Source organism: Mesorhizobium sp. BR1-1-3 (assembly GCF_020165455.1).
Taxonomy (GTDB): Bacteria; Pseudomonadota; Alphaproteobacteria; order Rhizobiales; family Rhizobiaceae; genus Mesorhizobium; species Mesorhizobium ciceri.
Genome location: NZ_JAIUIC010000001.1, coordinates 595,154 through 612,289, shown reverse-complemented (window position 1 = coordinate 612,289; position 17,136 = coordinate 595,154). Strand labels below are relative to the sequence as shown.

Below are 17,136 nucleotides of genomic sequence, written 5' to 3'. Positions count from 1 at the left end.
TCGATTGAAACGGAAAAGATGATGGCTGCAAAGAGCAAAAGCCGGGCAGGGGATCTTCGTCTGTGGCGCAATGCGCGGCTGACGACAATGGCCGACGGGTCTGCCGGACTTGGCGTCGTCGAACATGGCGCGGTCGCTGCGCGTGACGGCCGCATTGTTTATGCCGGCCCCGAGTCGGAGCTGCCCCCGACACTTGCCCAGGGCGCCGAGACGGTTGATTGCGAGGGCCGCTGGATCACACCCGGCCTGATCGACTGCCACACCCATCTGGTCCATGCCGGCAACCGCGCCAACGAATTCGAGATGCGGCTGGCCGGCGCCACTTATGAAGAGGTCGCCCGGGCTGGTGGCGGCATAGTCTCCTCGGTCAAGTCGCTGCGCGCCGCCAGCGAGAGCGAACTGGTCACCCAATCACTGCCACGCCTCGATGCGCTGATCGCCGAGGGCGTAACGACCGTGGAGGTAAAATCAGGCTACGGCCTGGACCTCGAAAACGAGAAGAAGTCGCTGCGTGCCGCACGGCGGCTGGGCAACCAGCGGCCGGTGACGATCCGCACGACCTTCCTCGGCGCCCACGCGCTGCCGCCGGAAGCCAAGGGTGACAAGGACGCCTTTATCGATCTGGTCGCCAAGGAAATTCTCCCGGCGGTTGCCGCCGAGGGGCTGGCCGATGCCGTCGACGGTTTCTGCGAGGGCATCGCCTTTTCGCCGGAACAGATGGCGCGCGTCTTCGATGCTGCAAAGGCGGCCGGCCTGCCGGTCAAGCTTCATGCCGACCAACTGTCCAATTTGCATGGCGCCGAACTCGCCGCCCGTTACGGTGCGCTGTCGGCCGACCATCTCGAATACACCGATGAGGCAGGTGCAGCGGCAATGGCCAAGGCCGGAACCGTGGCGACGATCCTGCCCGGCGCCTACTATTTCATTCGCGAAACCAAGAAGCCGCCGATCGGCTTGTTTCGCCAGCACGGCGTCAGGATGGCTGTCGCCACCGACAACAATCCCGGCACTTCGCCGCTGACCTCACTGCTTCTGACCATGAACATGGCCGCGACCCTGTTCGGCCTGACCGTCGATGAATGCATTGCCGGCGTCACCCGGGAGGCGGCCCGCGCGCTTGGTTTGCTGGGAGAAACCGGCACGCTGGAAGCCGGAAAATCCGCCGACCTGGCGATCTGGAACATCGAGCGCCCCGCCGAACTCGTCTACCGCATGGGCTTCAACCCGCTGCATGCCCGCATCTGGAGAGGACAATGACCGAACTGACCCTGAAGCCCGGCAATGCGACGCTGGCCGACTGGCGCGCCATCTATCGTGGCGCCGTGCCCAAGCTGGACGATGCCTGCCGGCCGAAAATCAAGGCGAGCGCCGAGGCCGTCGCTAGGATAGTTGCCAAGGGCGAGCCGGTCTATGGCATCAACACCGGCTTCGGCAAACTGGCCAGCGTCCGCATCCCGGCCGAGGATCTCGAGACCTTGCAGCGCAACATCGTCCTGTCGCACGCCGCCGGCGTCGGCGAGCCGATGCCGGTTGCCGTTTGCCGGCTGATGATGGCGCTGAAGCTCGCCAGCCTGGCGCAGGGCGCGTCGGGTGTGCGGCCGCAAACCATCGAGTTGCTGGAAGCGATGCTGGCCAACGACGTCATCCCGGTGGTGCCGGCGCAAGGTTCGGTCGGCGCCTCCGGCGACCTTGCCCCGCTATCGCACATGACGGCGGTGATGATCGGCGTCGGCGAATGTTTTACCCCACATGGCCGTTTCCCGGCCAAGGTCGCCTTCGTCTCGCATGGCCTGGAGCCGGTGACACTGGGCGCCAAGGAGGGCCTGGCGCTGCTCAACGGCACCCAGTTTTCGACCGCCTATGCGCTGGCCGCCTTGTTCGAGGCCGAAGTGCTCTACCAATCGGCGCTGGTCGCCGGCGCCCTGTCGACCGACGCGGCAAAAGGCTCCGACGCCCCCTTCGATCCGCGCATCCATGTGCTGAGAAAGCACCCCGGGCAGGTCGAGACGGCCGACGCCCTGCGCAATCTGATGGCCGGCAGCGCCATCCGTGAATCGCACCGGGTTGGCGACGAACGCGTGCAGGATCCCTATTGCCTGCGCTGCCAGCCGCAGGTGATGGGCGCGGCACTCACCGTGCTGCGCCAGGCGGCCGACACGCTGGGCACCGAAGCCAACGGCGTCACCGACAATCCGCTGATCTTCGCCGAGGATGACACCGCGCTTTCCGGCGGCAATTTCCACGCCGAGCCGGTGGCCTTCGCCGCCGACATGATCGCGCTCGCCGTCTGCGAGATCGGCTCGCTGTCGGAGCGCCGCATCGCCATGCTTGTCGATCCGGCACTTTCCGGCATGCCGGCCTTCCTGACGCCCAAGCCCGGCCTGAACTCCGGCTTCATGATCCCGCAGGTGACGGCGGCGGCGCTCGTCTCGGAAAACAAGCAGAAAGCCTATCCGGCATCAGTCGACTCGATCCCCACCTCGGCCAACCAGGAGGACCATGTTTCGATGGCCGCGCACGGCGCGCGCCGGCTGATCGGCATGGTCGAGAACGCCACCGCGGTGATCGGCATCGAACTGCTGGCCGCGGCCCAAGGCTGCGATTTCCACGCGCCGCTGGCGTCGAGCGACGCCCTGGAGGCGGTGCGCAGGCTGGTGCGGGCCGAAGTGCCGCATCTCGACAATGACCGCCATTTCCACCCCGATATGGAAAAAGCCATCGCCATGGTGCGCAGCGGTGCGGCCATCGAGGCCGCCGGCGGTGTGGCTCTGCCGTCGATTTCCGGAGCGGTGTGATGGCAAGCGCGCCCTGGCTGACGGTCACGCCCGGCACAGCCCCGTTGCTGGTGTCGATACCACACACCGGCATCGACCTCGCCGGCCTTGAGAATCGGCTGGTCTCACCCTGGCTCGGCCGCCGCGACTGCGATTGGTGGATCGATAATCTCTATGACTTTGCCGCCGGCCTCGGGGCGACGGTGGTGCACACCGCGATCTCCCGCACCGTCATCGACGTCAACCGCGATCCCTCCGGCGCCTCGCTTTACCCCGGCCAGGCGACGACGGGCCTTTGCCCGACCGAGACCTTCGATGGCGATCCGCTCTATCGCGAGGGCGAAGAACCGGGGCCGTCGGAGATCGACGAGCGTCGCGAGGAATTCTTCGTGCCGTACCATGCCGCCTTGCAGGCCGAGATCGGCCGGTTGCGCGGGCTACACGAAAAGATCGTGCTCTATGACTGCCACTCGATCCGTTCAGTGCTGCCGCGCCTGTTTGAAGGCACGCTGCCGGTTTTCAATCTCGGCACCAATGACGGCAGGAGCGCCGATCCGACGCTGCAGGCGATGGTCGGCCAGATCATGGCCGAAACCGGTGAAACCTTTGTCATCAACGGCCGCTTCAAGGGCGGCTGGATCACACGCCATTTCGGCCAGCCGCAACAAGGCGTGCACGCACTGCAGATGGAACTCTCCAACCGCATCTATATGCGCGAGCCCGATGGCAAGGGCACGCCGGACAATTGGCCGGTGCCCTATGACGCCGAGTTCGCAGCACCGATCCGCGCCACCCTGCGGAAAATCCTCGAGACCGCGACATCCTGGGCGCGCGTCTGACATCAGATCCTCTTATGGAGTGACGCCATGAACAATCCTCGCCACAACATCCGCGAAGTCCGCAGCCCGCGCGGCACCGAAATCAGCGCGCGCTCCTGGCTGACGGAAGCGCCGCTGCGCATGCTGATGAACAATCTCGACCCGGATGTTGCTGAAAATCCCAACGAACTGGTCGTCTATGGCGGCATCGGCCGGGCGGCGCGCACCTGGAACGATTTCGACCGCATCGTCGCCTCCTTGAGGACGCTGGCCGATGACGAGACTTTGCTGGTCCAGTCGGGCAAGCCGGTCGGCGTCTTCCGCACCCATCCGGACGCCCCGCGTGTGCTGATCGCCAACTCCAATTTGGTGCCGCACTGGGCGAATTGGGAAAAGTTCAACGAGCTCGATAAGAAGGGCCTGATGATGTACGGCCAGATGACGGCCGGCTCGTGGATCTACATCGGCACGCAAGGCATCGTGCAAGGCACCTACGAGACCTTCGTCGAGGCCGGTCGCCAGCACTATGGCGGCAATCTCAAGGGAAAATGGATCCTGACCGGCGGCCTCGGCGGCATGGGTGGCGCCCAGCCGCTCGCCGCCGTCATGGCCGGCGCCTGCTGTCTCGCCATCGAATGTAACCCGGACTCGATCGATTTTCGCCTGCGCACCCGCTACGTCGACGAGCGCGCCGAGACGCTCGACGAGGCGCTGGAAAAGATCGAACGCTGGACCAAGGCCGGCGAGGCGAAGTCGGTCGGCCTGCTTGGCAATACGGCCGAGATCGTCCCGGAGATGTTCAGGCGTGGCATTCGCCCCGATATGGTTACCGACCAGACCTCGGCGCATGATCCCATCAACGGCTATCTGCCGAAGGGCTGGACGATGGCCGAGTGGCGCGAGAAGCGCGTCAGCGACCCCAAGGCGGTCGAGAAGGCGGCCCGCGCTTCCATGCGCGAACATGTCGAGGCGATGGTGGCGTTCTGGAACGCCGGCGTGCCGACGCTCGACTATGGCAACAACATCCGCCAGGTGGCCAAGGAGGAGGGGTTCGAGAACGCCTTTGCCTTCCCCGGCTTCGTGCCGGCCTATATCCGTCCGCTGTTCTGCCGCGGCATAGGTCCCTTCCGCTGGGCAGCTCTGTCGGGCGATCCGGAAGATATCTACAAGACCGACGCCAAGGTGCGCGAACTGACGCCCGGCAACACCCACCTGCACAACTGGTTGGACATGGCGCGCGAGCGCATCGCCTTCCAGGGTCTGCCGGCGCGCATCTGCTGGGTCGGCCTTGGCGACCGCCACAGGCTCGGCCTTGCCTTCAACGAGATGGTGGCCAAGGGTGAGCTGAAGGCGCCTGTCGTCATCGGTCGTGATCACCTCGATTCCGGCTCGGTCGCTTCGCCGAACCGCGAAACGGAATCGATGAAGGACGGCTCGGACGCGGTATCCGACTGGCCGCTGCTCAACGCATTGCTCAACACGGCGTCCGGTGCCACCTGGGTGTCGCTGCACCATGGCGGCGGCGTCGGCATGGGTTTCTCGCAGCACGCCGGCATGGTCATCGTCGCCGACGGCACGCGCGAAGCCGCCAGGCGCCTGGAGCGGGTGTTGTGGAATGACCCGGCGACCGGTGTCATGCGCCACGCCGATGCCGGCTACGAAATCGCCGTCGAATGCGCCAAGGAGCACCAGCTCAACCTGCCCGGCATTCTCGGGTGAGAAACGTCCGGCCGCAGGCAGGCGAAAAGCCGCGGAATCGGCTTTTCGAGTTTCGAACGCCCGTAACCATAGCGGAGGGCTAGGTATGCGCATCCTGCGGGCAGCCGAATACCGGTCGATGCCGTGGAAGAACGGCGGCGGCGTGACGACGGAAATCGCCGTCTCGCCGCCCGGTGCCGGGCTAAACGATTTCGACTGGCGCGTGTCGATGGCGCGTGTCGAATCGAGCGGTCCGTTCTCGCAATTCGCCGGCATCGATCGCACTCTTGCCGTGCTCGAAGGCGAGGGCATCGTCCTCGAGATTGCCGGCTACCCGCCGAGATCTATAAACAGGACGACCGCCCTGTTTTCTTTCCCGGCCGACGCGCAGACCTCGGCCGCGCTGATCGGCGGACCGATCACCGATCTCAATGTCATGACCCGCCGAAGCCGGATGACGCATTCGGTCGAACGCCTGGTGATTTCGGCCCCCGTGGAAATCCGGACTGAAGCCGGCACAACGCTCATCCTGTGCTTGGACGGCGACATCAGTGTGCCCGCCGCTGAACCGGTTCGCCTCGGGCCGCTTGACACTCTGCTGTCCGGGCCGGTCAGCACCGGCCTGCTTGTCCAACCCGCCCATGAGGCAACGCTGTACGTGATCCGGATCCGCGCCATCGCCGGCAACGATTAACGCTTGTTTCCAAACATGATCGCGGTACCGGCGAAATATAGCGTAAGCTGCTGGCGGCATCACGAAAAAGCCTGAATCCTCTCCGCCGATCTGGCTGGCGGGAAGTGGGGTGCTTGTCTTTGAGTTTTGCTGAGAGACGACGCCCTGTCGTGGTGCGGAAACAAACTTTCGGCAAGTGGGGTTTATGCAACCAATTGCATTTGAACCGGTTTTAGGGCCATTGCCGTGGCGGTGACGCCGCTCAGTGCCCGCTTACGGAATTTTCAATGAATATTCAGACGAATCCTGCCCAAATCGAGAAGACAAGCGCGAGCTTCCCGGCCATCACCGAAGAGCCGATCCGCTCCAATTACCTGCCCGAAGAGCGCCTTCGGCTGCTCGGTGAAAGCCTGGCGAAAGGCGACCTCACAGATCTGTTCGGGCTGACGCCCTTCGATTTTCAGGCCCGTATCCGCGACAGCGCCAAGAAGATTTTGGAAGTCTACCGGTCGACCAATGCGGCGCAGGCGAGGGGCGAGACGATCACGCCGGCGGCACAATGGCTGCTCGACAACAATTACCTGGTCGAAGAGACCATTTTCCAGGTCAAGCGCGACCTGCCGCGCCGCTTCTATCGCCAGCTGCCGACCTTGAAACTGCCTGACGGCGGCAGCGTGCCGCGCGCGCTGGCGCTGGCCTGGACCTATGTCGCGCATTCGGACAGTTCCGTTTCGGCGACGATGTTCAAGTCCATCGTCCAGGGTTTTCAGTCGGTCGAGCCGCTGAAGATCGGCGAACTCTGGGCGCTGCCTTCGCTGTTGCGCTTCGTGCTGATCGAAAATCTGCGCCGGCTGGCGGTCAGGGTCAATCGAACCCGTCAGATGCGTCAGATCGCCAACGATGTGGCCGACAAGGTCCTGGCCACCGACGACAGCGCCGACCGGCAGTCGATCCTGTCCAATTTCAGCGCCCACGCACAGGACACCACCTTCGCCACCCAGCTGCTCTATCGCCTGCGCGATGGCTCGCAGAATGCCGGCAAGGCTCTGGAATGGCTGGAAGGCGAGCTCGAAAAGACCGGCTCCGATGCCGAGGAAATCATCATTTCCGAACATCACACGTTGTCCAGCGGCAATGTGACGACGGGCAACATCATTCGCGGCCTGCGCCTCATCAACGACGTCGATTGGACCGTGTGGTTCGAAGGCGTCAGCCGCATCGACACCGTGCTGCGCGAGCGCACCGATTTCGCCGCGCTCGACTTCTTCTCGCGCGACCAGTACCGGACCGCGATCGAGGAATTGGCGCGCCGCTCGAACCTTTCGGAATATCGCGTCGCCGAGAAGGCCATCGAGCTGGCCGGCCACGCCGCCAGCGATGGCGACGGCGACGTCGTTTTAACCGGGTCCGCCCACACCGATGTCGGCTTCTTTCTCGTCGGCCCACGCCGGCTCGAGCTGGAGAAGGCGATCGGCTATCGACCCACCATCAGCCAGACAGTCAAGCGTGCCTTCCGCAAGACCGGCTGGCTCGGCATCGTCGTACCGGTGTTTGCGCTGACGGCGCTGCTTCTCGTCCTCTCAGGCAACGCGCTTGCCAATCTCGGCCTGTCGGTGCCCTCGATCGTCCTCATGCTGGCGCTTTTTGCCGTGCCGGCCAGCGAGGGCGCGCTCGCCTTCTTCAACACGGTCGTTTCGCTGTTCCTGAAACCGACGCGCCTCGTCGGCTACGATTACCGGCACGGCGTGCCGCCCGAGGCGCGCACGCTGGTGGTGGTGCCGTCGCTGATCGGCTCGCGCGACGATGTCGAGGAAAACATCCGCAATATCGAGGTGCATCATCTCGCCAACACGGCCGATGAAATCCATTTCGCGCTGCTGTCGGACTGGCCGGACTCGAAGACCGAGATCGATGCTGCCGACACCGAAATCCTCGAATTCGCGCGTGCCGAGATCGCTCGCCTCAACGCACGCTATCCCTCCGAAGGCGCGCCGCGCTTCTATATCCTGCACCGGCGCCGGCTCTTCAATGCGGCGCAAGGGTCGTGGATGGGCTGGGAGCGCAAGCGCGGCAAGCTGCATGAACTCGACCTTCTGCTGCGCGGCGACAGCGACACCACGTTCCTGCCGCTCGACGTGCCGCTGCCGGAGAACGTCGTCCACGTGATGACGCTCGATGCCGACACGCGCACCACCCGTGACGCGGTCGCCACCCTCGTAGGCAAGCTCTGCCACCCGCTCAACCGGCCGCATTTCGATGCCAGCAAGCGCGTCGTCACCGCCGGCTACGCGATCCTGCAGCCGCGCATCACCGCGTCGCTGACATCAGGCGACGATGCGTCGTTCTTCCAGCGGGTGTTCTCGGCCAATCGCGGCCTCGACCCTTATGTCTTTGCCGTGTCCGATCTCTATCAGGACGTTTTCGGCGACGGGTCCTTCACCGGCAAGGGCCTCTATCACGTCGACGCCTTCGAGGCCGCCCTGCAGGGCCGCATCGAGGAAAACACCATCCTCAGCCACGATCTGCTGGAAGGCGCGCTGGCGCGCTCGGCGCTGGTCACCGACGTCGAACTGGTCGAGGACTATCCGACCCGCTACTCGGTCGACGCCTCGCGCCACCATCGCTGGGCACGCGGCGACTGGCAGTTGCTCGGCTTCATGCTCGATCCGCGCTCCGGCGTGCCGGCGCTGTCGCGCTGGAAGATGATCGACAATCTGCGCCGCTCGCTGACGCCGATCTTCTGGGTGATGGCGGCGATTGCCGGCTGGACGCTGCTGCCCTTCACGCAGGCCGCGCAATGGCAGGCCCTGCTGATCCTCAGCCTGTTCATGGCGCCGACATTCGACATCGTCAACGCCATCCTGCCCAAGAGCGGCGACCAGACGCCACGCGGCCATTTCTCGGCCCTGGCACGCGACGTCGCCTTCGGCACCGCCATGGTGGCGCTGAAGATCGTCCTGATGGCGCACAACGCCTGGATGATGGGCGATGCCATCGTGCGCACGCTCTATCGGTTGTTCGTCAGCCGCCAGAACCTTTTGGAATGGCGCACCGCCTCGCAGGCGCACAAGGCGGGCGACAACGATGTCGGTTCCTATTACGGCATGATGTATGGCGCCGTGATCATCGGTTTCGTCGGCCTTGCCATTCCGGTGCTGGCCGATTCGACCGGCGCCTTCGTTGCCTTCTTCTTCGCGCTGTTCTGGATTGGCTCGCCCGCCATCGCCAGCTGGATCAGCCGTTCGGCTGAAACCGAGGATCGCTTGCGCATATCGCAGGCCGATATCCATACGTTGCGCACGGTGGCGCGGCGCACATGGCATTATTTCGAAAGCTTCGTGACGGCAGAGCATCACCATCTGCCGCCCGACAATTTCCAGGAAAGCCCGGCGCCGGTGGTGGCGCCTCGTACTTCGCCGACCAATATCGGCGTCTACCTGCTGTCCGTCGTTTCCGCCCGCGACTTCGGATGGATCAGCCTGTCCGACGCCATCACCCGCATCGACGCCACCATGGCCACGATCGAGGGCATGCCGCGTGAGCGCGGTCACCTCTTCAACTGGTACGACACCACGACGCTGAAGCCGCTCTATCCGCTCTACATCTCGGCTGTCGACAGCGGCAATCTCGCCGGCCATCTGGTGGCGGTGGCGGCGGCCTGCGCCGAATGGGCCGAGGCGCCCTCCGTGCACCTCCAGGGCGATTTCGAAGGCATTCTCGACACGGTCACCATCCTCAGCGAAAGCCTCGATGATCTGCCCGACGACCGCCGTCAGTTGCGCCCGCTGCGCCAGCGCCTCGCCGACCGTCTCGACGGCATGCGGCGCGCTGTCGACACCATCAAGGCGCAGCCCGAAATGGCGTCGATCCGCACCATCAACCTGGCCGTGCTGGCCGGCGAGATCCGAAAATTGGCCACCGCCATCCATACCGAGGCGGTGTCGCCCCAAAGCGACGTCATCGTCGACTGGGCGGCAAGGCTGGAAGCCACCTGCGAAGCGCACGTCCATGACGCGCACAGCGACGACAATGCCGTCGAGGCGCTGCGTGCCAAGCTGCTCACCTTACGCGAGCGCACCCGCCGCTATGCCTTCGAGATGGATTTCTCCTTCCTGATGCGGCCGGAGCGCAAGCTGCTGTCGATCGGCTACCGGGTCGAGGAACACCAGCTCGACGAAAGCTGCTACGACCTTCTGGCTTCCGAAGCGCGGCTGACCAGCCTGTTCGCCATCGCCAAGGGCGATCTGCCGACCGAGCACTGGTTCAGGCTTGGCCGGCCGATCGTCGAAATCGGTTTCCAGGGCGCGCTGATGTCCTGGTCCGGCTCGATGTTCGAATATCTGATGCCGCCGCTGGTCATGAAGGAGCCGCAGGGCTCGATCCTCAACCAGACCAGCAAGCTGATCATCAAACGCCAGATCCAGTATGGCCGCCAGAAGAACGTGCCGTGGGGCATTTCGGAGGCCGCCTACAATGCCCGCGACCGCGAACTGACCTACCAATATACCAATTTCGGCGTTCCAGGCCTCGGGCTGAAGCGCGGTCTTGGCCAGAACACGGTGATCGCGCCTTACGCCACCATACTGGCGGCCCAGTTCAATCCGCGTGAAGCCGTGCTGAATCTCGCCCGATTGCGGGAGATCGGGGCGCTCGGCCGCCACGGCTACTACGATGCCGTCGACTTCACGCCGCAGCGCGTGCCGGAAGGCACGGACCATGTCGTCGTCCAGAATTATATGGCCCACCATTCGGGCATGTCGATCGCGGCGGTTGCCGACGCCATCTTCGAAGGTCGCATGCGCGACCGCTTCCACAGCGATCCGGTCATCGAATCGGCCGAACTCTTGCTGCAGGAGAGGGCGCCGCGCGACATCCCGACCGCGACCGTCAGGACCGAGGCCGACGAACGCTCCAAGGACGAGACCGAAGTCGACAGCCCCGACACCCGCATCGTGGTCAATCCGCTGCAGTCGCTGCGGTCGACCAACGTCATGTCGAACGGCCGCTATTCGGTGATGGTCAGCGCGACCGGCTCGGGCTACAGCCGCTGGGGCGATCTCTCCGTCACCCGCTGGCAGCCGGATCCGACCGAGGACCGGCTCGGCTCCTACATCTTCCTGCGTGACGCCGGCACCGGCGACTGGTGGTCGGCTACAGCCGAACCGAAGCGAGCCGCCGAGGAAAAGGCGCAGACCTTGTTCTCCGACGACAAGGCGAGCTTCGTCAAATCGGTGGGCACGTTGCGCTCCGAGGTCGAATGCATCGTCATCTCGGAAGGCAATGGCGAGGGCCGTCGGGTCACGCTCTACAATGACGGTCCGTCCGACCGTCACATCGAAGTGACCTCCTTTGCCGAGCTGGTGCTCGGCCTGGAGGCGTCCGACAACGCGCATCCGGCCTTCTCGAAGATGTTCGTGGAAACCGAAATCTCTGCGAACAACGCGGCGATCTTCGCCACGCGGCGCAAGCGCGAGACCAGCGAGCCCGATATCGCCATGGTGCATTTCGTCACCGATCCGTCCGGATCGGCGCGCGACGCCGAGGCCGAGACCGACAGGCGCGCCTTCATCGGCCGTGGCCGCACCATCGTCGACGCAGCCGCTTTCGACCCGGGCGCCAGGCTGGGCGGCCACTCAGGCTTTACGCTCGATCCCGTCGCCTCGCTGCGCCGCCAGGTGCGCGTGCCGGCCAACAAGAAGATATCGCTGACCTTCTGGACAGTCGTCGGCGCCGGCCGTGCCGAACTGGACGAAGCCATCGCCCGCCTCGACCATCCGGAGAGCTTTGCCCGCCAGGCCATGCTTGCCTGGACGCGCAGCCAGGTGCAGACCCGCCACATGGGCCTCAGCCTGACCGATGCCGCCAATGTGCAGAAGCTGGCGCGCTATCTGATCTATCCGGATCCGTTCCTGCGTCTTCCCGCCGAATCCATCGCCTCGGGGCTGGGCAAGCAGTCGAGCCTGTGGCCGACAAGCATTTCCGGCGATTTCCCGATCTTCCTGGTCAGGATCGGCGATGTCGCCGATCTCGAAATCGTCGCCCAGGCGCTGCGGTTCCAGGAATATATGCGCACCCGCGGCATGATGATCGACTTCGTCGTCGTCAACGAGCAGGCGTCCTCCTATGTCCAGGACCTGCAGCGGGCGGTCGAGACGCTGTGCGAAAACAGCCGTCTGCGCGGCAAGGAGCTCGGGCCGCGCCAGCACATTTTCGCGGTGCGCCGCGATCTTATGGACGAGACCACCTACAAGACGCTGCTCGCCGTCGCCCGCGTCGTCCTGCACACGCGCAACGGCACCATCTTCGACCAGATCGAGCGCGCCGAGGCGGCGGCCCTGCAGGCGCGGGATGCTCTGGCAACGTTGCCGATTCCGCGTGAATTGCCGTCGCCGACACCCACGACGCATACTCCTGCCTCGCAGGCGGTGGCCAATGTCAGCGCCGATGGCAGCGGACTCAGCCAATGGAACGGCTTTGGCGGTTTCGACGGCGACGGACGGCACTATGTCGTGCGCCTGGCCGGGCGGCGCACGACGCCGCAGCCGTGGATCAACGTCGTCTCCAACGCCTCGTTCGGGTTCCACACCTCCGCCGAGGGCGCAGCCTTCACCTGGAGCCGAAACAGCCGCGACTACCAATTGACGCCGTGGTCGAATGATCCGGTCTCGAACCGCCCGGGCGAGGGCCTCTATATCTACGATCAGGCCAGCGGCAAGGCATTCTCGCCGCTCGCCGCCATGGTGCGCGATCCCTCGATGACCTACGAGGCCTGGCACGGCCAGGGTTTCTCGACCTTCCGCTCGAAGCGCGGACCGTTGTCGATGGACCTTACCCATGTCGTCGATCCGGTCGATTCCCTGAAAATCTCGCGGCTGCGCATCCAGAATTCCGGCTCGGTGCCGGCGCGGCTGCGTGTCTATGCCTATGCCGAATGGGTGCTCGGCGGGCATCGGTCGCGCACTGCGGCAACCATCGTCCCGTCGCGGGATGCCGCCAGTGGGGCGCTGCTCGCACAAAACCCCTACGGGCTGGATTTCGGCGAGCGGGTTGCGTTCCTGGCGGCCGACGGCGGCGTCCATTCGGTGACGACAGACCGATCGGAGTTCCTGGGCCGGGATGGCTCCAGCGAGCTGCCGCAGGCGGTGCTGAGCGGTGCGGCGCTGTCTGGCCGTGTCGAGGCCGGCGACGATCCGTGCGCGGCGATTGCCCGCGACGTCGAGATCCCGGCAGGCGGCGACGTGACGCTGCTCTGGCTGCTCGGCGACGCCGAGTCGGTCGAGGAGGCGAGCGCGCTGGTGCAGGAGCATCGGGCCAAGGACTTCGACCAGCGATTGGCCGACAATGAGCGCGAATGGCGCGGCTTCCTCGACACCATCCAGGTCGAGACGCCCGACAAGGCGCTCGACGCCATGGTCAACCACTGGCTTCCCTATCAAAGCCTGGCCTGCCGCATCCGCGCCCGCTCGGCCTTCTATCAGGCCAGCGGCGCCTTCGGCTTCCGCGACCAGTTGCAGGATACGCTGGCGCTGCTGGCGCATGACCCGCAGTTGGCGCGCGACCAGATCCTCAACGCGGCGCGGCGGCAGTTCCCCGAAGGCGACGTGCAGCACTGGTGGCTGCCGCGCACGGGTGCTGGCGTACGCACGTTGATCTCCGACGACGTGGTCTGGCTTGCCCACGCTACGGCGCGCTATTTGCTGGTCACTGGCGATGCCTCCATCCTCAAGGAGCAATTGGCCTTCATCGATGGACAGCCGCTGGGCGAGGGCGAGCACGATGCCTTCTTCACCCCGGAAATCTCGAAGAAGACAGCGACGCTCTACGACCATTGCGCGCGTGCGCTCGATCTCGCCATCAAGCGCAGCAGCCCCGCGGGCCTGCCGCTGATCCTCGGCGGCGACTGGAACGACGGCATGAACCGCGTCGGCGAGCACGGCAGGGGCGAGAGCGTCTGGCTCGGCTGGTTCCTGCTGAAGACGCTGGGCGATTTCGCGCCCGTCGCCAAGACCGAGGGTGATGCCAAGCGAGCACAGGCCTGGGCAAAGCATGCCGATGTTCTGAAGCGGGCGCTTGAGAGCACCGCATGGGACGGCGAATGGTACCGGCGCGGCAGTTTCGACGACGGCACGCCTTTGGGGTCTCGCAACTCGCAGGAGTGCAAGATCGACTCGATCGCCCAGTCCTGGAGTGTGCTTTCGGGAGAGGGCGACCCGGCACGGTCGACCACCGCCATGGAGCAAGCAACGAAGCTGCTCGTCGACGACAAGCTGAAGATCGTCAAGCTGTTCACGCCGCCATTCTCGAAGACGGAAAAGGACCCCGGTTACATCAAGAGCTATCCGCCTGGCGTGCGCGAGAATGGCGGCCAGTACACCCACGCCGCCACATGGTTCGTCATCGCGCTTGCCGAGATGGGGCAGGTCGACGAGGCCTATCGTTGTTTCTCGATGCTGAATCCCGTCAACCACGCGACCGACGAGGCCACGGCCGAGCACTATCGAGTGGAGCCCTATGTCGTGGCGGCCGACATCTATGCCGGGGACGACAATGCCGGCAACGGCAAGGGCGGCCGTGGCGGCTGGACCTGGTACACCGGCTCTGCCGGCTGGCTCTACAGGGCTGCGGTCGAAGGCATTCTGGGCATCGAACGGCGCGGCAAGCGTGTCCAGTTCAAGCCGAAGCTGCCAAGCCACTGGGATGGGTACTCGGCAAATCTCAAAATGCTGGGGGCGGAACTCAAGGTTCGCGTCATCCGCGACAATAAGGCCAAGGCCGTGTCGCTGGAGGTGAATGGGGCAAAGACCAAGGCTTCGGCAGTCGAGCTGAAGGACGGCGAAGTTGCCGAGGTGGTCGTCAGGATTCCGGCCTGAGGCCTGTTGCCCAAAAAGCATGCGCTCGGGGCGGGGTTCCGGGCCGCGACTTTTGTCACCACGGCGGATGAGAGGCCCCATCCCGCCTGGCGTTGCCGTCTGCCGTTGACGGGCATCTCGCCGAGAAGTCTATGAAATCAAAGGCTTGAGGCGTCCCATAGGAGTAGCCGCGAGCGGTGAGGGTTTGGCCACCCTTCGCCTGGAAGGGCATCCTGCAGCTTTGTTTTGCTTTATACTTCGCGAAAGGCGATTTCGGCCTCAGTCATCCGCCCGACATTGTTGCTGATTAAAATTATGGCAGCACGTGCCAACTGCCATGATTTCGCCGCATGCCTGACATTTTACCTGTCTTCTCAAACCGTTAGGTGATCACGGCAGATTTCGGAACGTCGCCATCTTTTGTTCGCTCTAAGGGAACTGAAGGGGTACACGGCCATTGTTTTGCGACCTATCAACCGGTACGAATAAAATGATGCAGTGCACAATAAACAGCGTGGCGGAGTAACTGGGGTGACCCTTCTGCAAATCTACTGGCGAGCTCTCGGTTATCTGGCCGCGGACAGGAAACGCGTTGCGTTGATCTGTTCGGCCAACGTGGCTCTCGCCATCGTAGCGCTTCTCGAGCCGATTATGTTCGGTCGCGTCATCGGCGCCATCTCCGAGCGTGGCTCTGTCTTCACCACGCTGGTCATGTGGGCCGGTCTCGGCGCCTTCAACATCGTTGCCTTCGTCATGGTGGCGCGCGGCGCTGACCGTTTCGCCCATGCTCGGCGCAGCGAAGTGCTTTGCGAGTCGTTCGAGCGCGTGATCACCATGCCGCTCGCCTGGCACCATCAGCACGGCACCTCCAATGCGCTGCACACGATGCTGCGCGCCGTGGAAACCCTGTTCAGCCTTTGGCTCGAATTCATGCGCCAGCATCTGTCCACGGCTGTCGCCCTCGTGCTGCTGGTCCCGACCGCGATCAGCATGGACCTGCGCATGTCGCTGGTGCTGCTTGGCCTCGGGCTGCTCTATGTCGGCATCGGCCGGATGGTCATGCGCCGCACCAAGGCGGGCCAGGCTGCGGTCGAGCGCCACTACCACAAGGTGTTCGCGCATGTGACCGACTCGGTCAGCAACGTTGCGGTGCTGCAGAGCTACAATCGGCTCGGCCACGAGGCCGATACGCTGCGCCGCTACGTCAAGAACCTGCTCGACGCGCAGAACCCTGTGCTCGACTGGTGGGCGCTGGCCAATGCCTTGCACCGTCTGTCATCGGCAATCTCGATGCTGATCGTGTTGTCGATCGGCTCCTATCTCGTGACTCATGGTCAGTTGGGTGTCGGCGACGTCATTGCCTTCACCGGTTTTGCCACGATGCTGATCGCTCGCCTCGACCAGATGTCGGCTTTCGCCAATCAGATATCCGAGGCCCGTGCCAAGCTCGAGGATTTCTACCATCTCGAGGACTCCGCGGCTGATTCCGCCGAGCCGGACGGCTTGCGCGATCTTTCCAACGTCACCGGCCATGTCCGCTTCGAGAATGTCGGCTTTGAATTCGCCAATTCCGGCCAAGGCATCGACGACGTGTCCTTCGAGGTGCAGGCGGGCCAGACCGTCGCCATCGTGGGCCCGACGGGTGCCGGCAAGACCACGCTCATCAACCTGCTGCAGCGTGTCTTCTCGCCGTCCCATGGCCGTATCCTGATCGACGGCATCGACACCCGCACCGTGACCCGCAAGTCGGTGCGCCATTCGATCGCCACCGTGTTCCAGGATGCCGGCCTGCTCAACCGCTCGATCGAGGACAACATCCGTGTCGGCCGCGCCGATGCAAGCAATGACGAGATCCATGCCGCCGCCAATGCGGCTGCCGCACAGGACTTCATCCTGTCCAAGAGCAATGGCTACGACACGGTGGTTGGCGAACGTGGCGGCCAGCTGTCGGGCGGCGAACGTCAGCGCATCGCCATTGCCCGTGCCGTGCTGAAGGACGCACCGATCCTGGTGCTCGACGAGGCGACCAGCGCGCTCGACGTCGAGACCGAGGACCGCGTCAAGGAAGCGATCGACGAACTGCGCCGCGACCGCACCACCTTCATCATCGCCCACCGCCTGACCACCGTTCGCGACGCCGATCTGGTCGTGTTCATGGACAAGGGCAGGGTGGTCGAGATGGGCGGCTTCACCGAGCTGTCGCTGCGCAATGGCCGCTTTGCCAGCCTGCTGCGCGCTGGCGGCCTGCTCAACGACGAGGAGGTCCGCCGCCTCAGCCGCACCGTGCTGCAACAGCAGGAAGCGGCCGCCTGATCAGGCACGTC

The 17,136-nt window shown here is 64.5% G+C and carries 7 protein-coding genes; all 7 read left to right on the top strand.

Features of this window, described 5'->3' with window-relative positions; genetic code table 11:
- The first annotated feature begins 21 nt into the window (after positions 1-21).
- The 7 genes from hutI to LB559_RS03010 all read left to right on the top strand — a co-directional run bounded on the left by hutI (position 22) and on the right by LB559_RS03010 (position 17,125).
- Complete coding sequence (gene hutI / locus LB559_RS03040) at positions 22-1,257, top strand: imidazolonepropionase (protein WP_063167743.1); 1,236 nt, start codon at positions 22-24, stop codon at positions 1,255-1,257.
- A complete protein-coding gene (hutH, locus tag LB559_RS03035) occupies positions 1,254-2,795 on the top strand; it encodes a histidine ammonia-lyase (protein ID WP_027162456.1) in 1,542 nt (513 codons plus the stop codon). Before hutI ends, hutH begins: the two co-directional genes overlap by 4 nt.
- The gene (gene hutG / locus LB559_RS03030) at positions 2,795-3,613 is read left to right on the top strand and encodes an N-formylglutamate deformylase (protein WP_013532301.1); all 819 of its coding nucleotides are present in this window, start codon (positions 2,795-2,797) and stop codon (positions 3,611-3,613) included. Before hutH ends, hutG begins: the two co-directional genes overlap by 1 nt.
- Before the next feature lie 27 nt (positions 3,614-3,640).
- The gene (hutU, locus tag LB559_RS03025; protein WP_013532300.1) at positions 3,641-5,311 is read left to right on the top strand and encodes a urocanate hydratase; all 1,671 of its coding nucleotides are present in this window, start codon (positions 3,641-3,643) and stop codon (positions 5,309-5,311) included.
- Between the two features lie 85 nt (positions 5,312-5,396).
- A complete protein-coding gene (locus LB559_RS03020; RefSeq protein WP_224620261.1) occupies positions 5,397-5,984 on the top strand; it encodes a HutD family protein in 588 nt (195 codons plus the stop codon).
- 266 nt (positions 5,985-6,250) lie between these two features.
- Positions 6,251-14,833 (top strand): GH36-type glycosyl hydrolase domain-containing protein, encoded by an 8,583-nt coding sequence (locus LB559_RS03015; protein WP_224673001.1) that lies wholly within the window; start codon positions 6,251-6,253, stop codon positions 14,831-14,833.
- Positions 14,834-15,343: 510 nt separating this feature from the next.
- On the top strand, positions 15,344-17,125 hold the full coding sequence (locus LB559_RS03010; RefSeq protein WP_013532297.1) for a glucan ABC transporter ATP-binding protein/ permease: 1,782 nt from the start codon (positions 15,344-15,346) through the stop codon (positions 17,123-17,125).
- Positions 17,126-17,136: the final 11 nt, after the last annotated feature.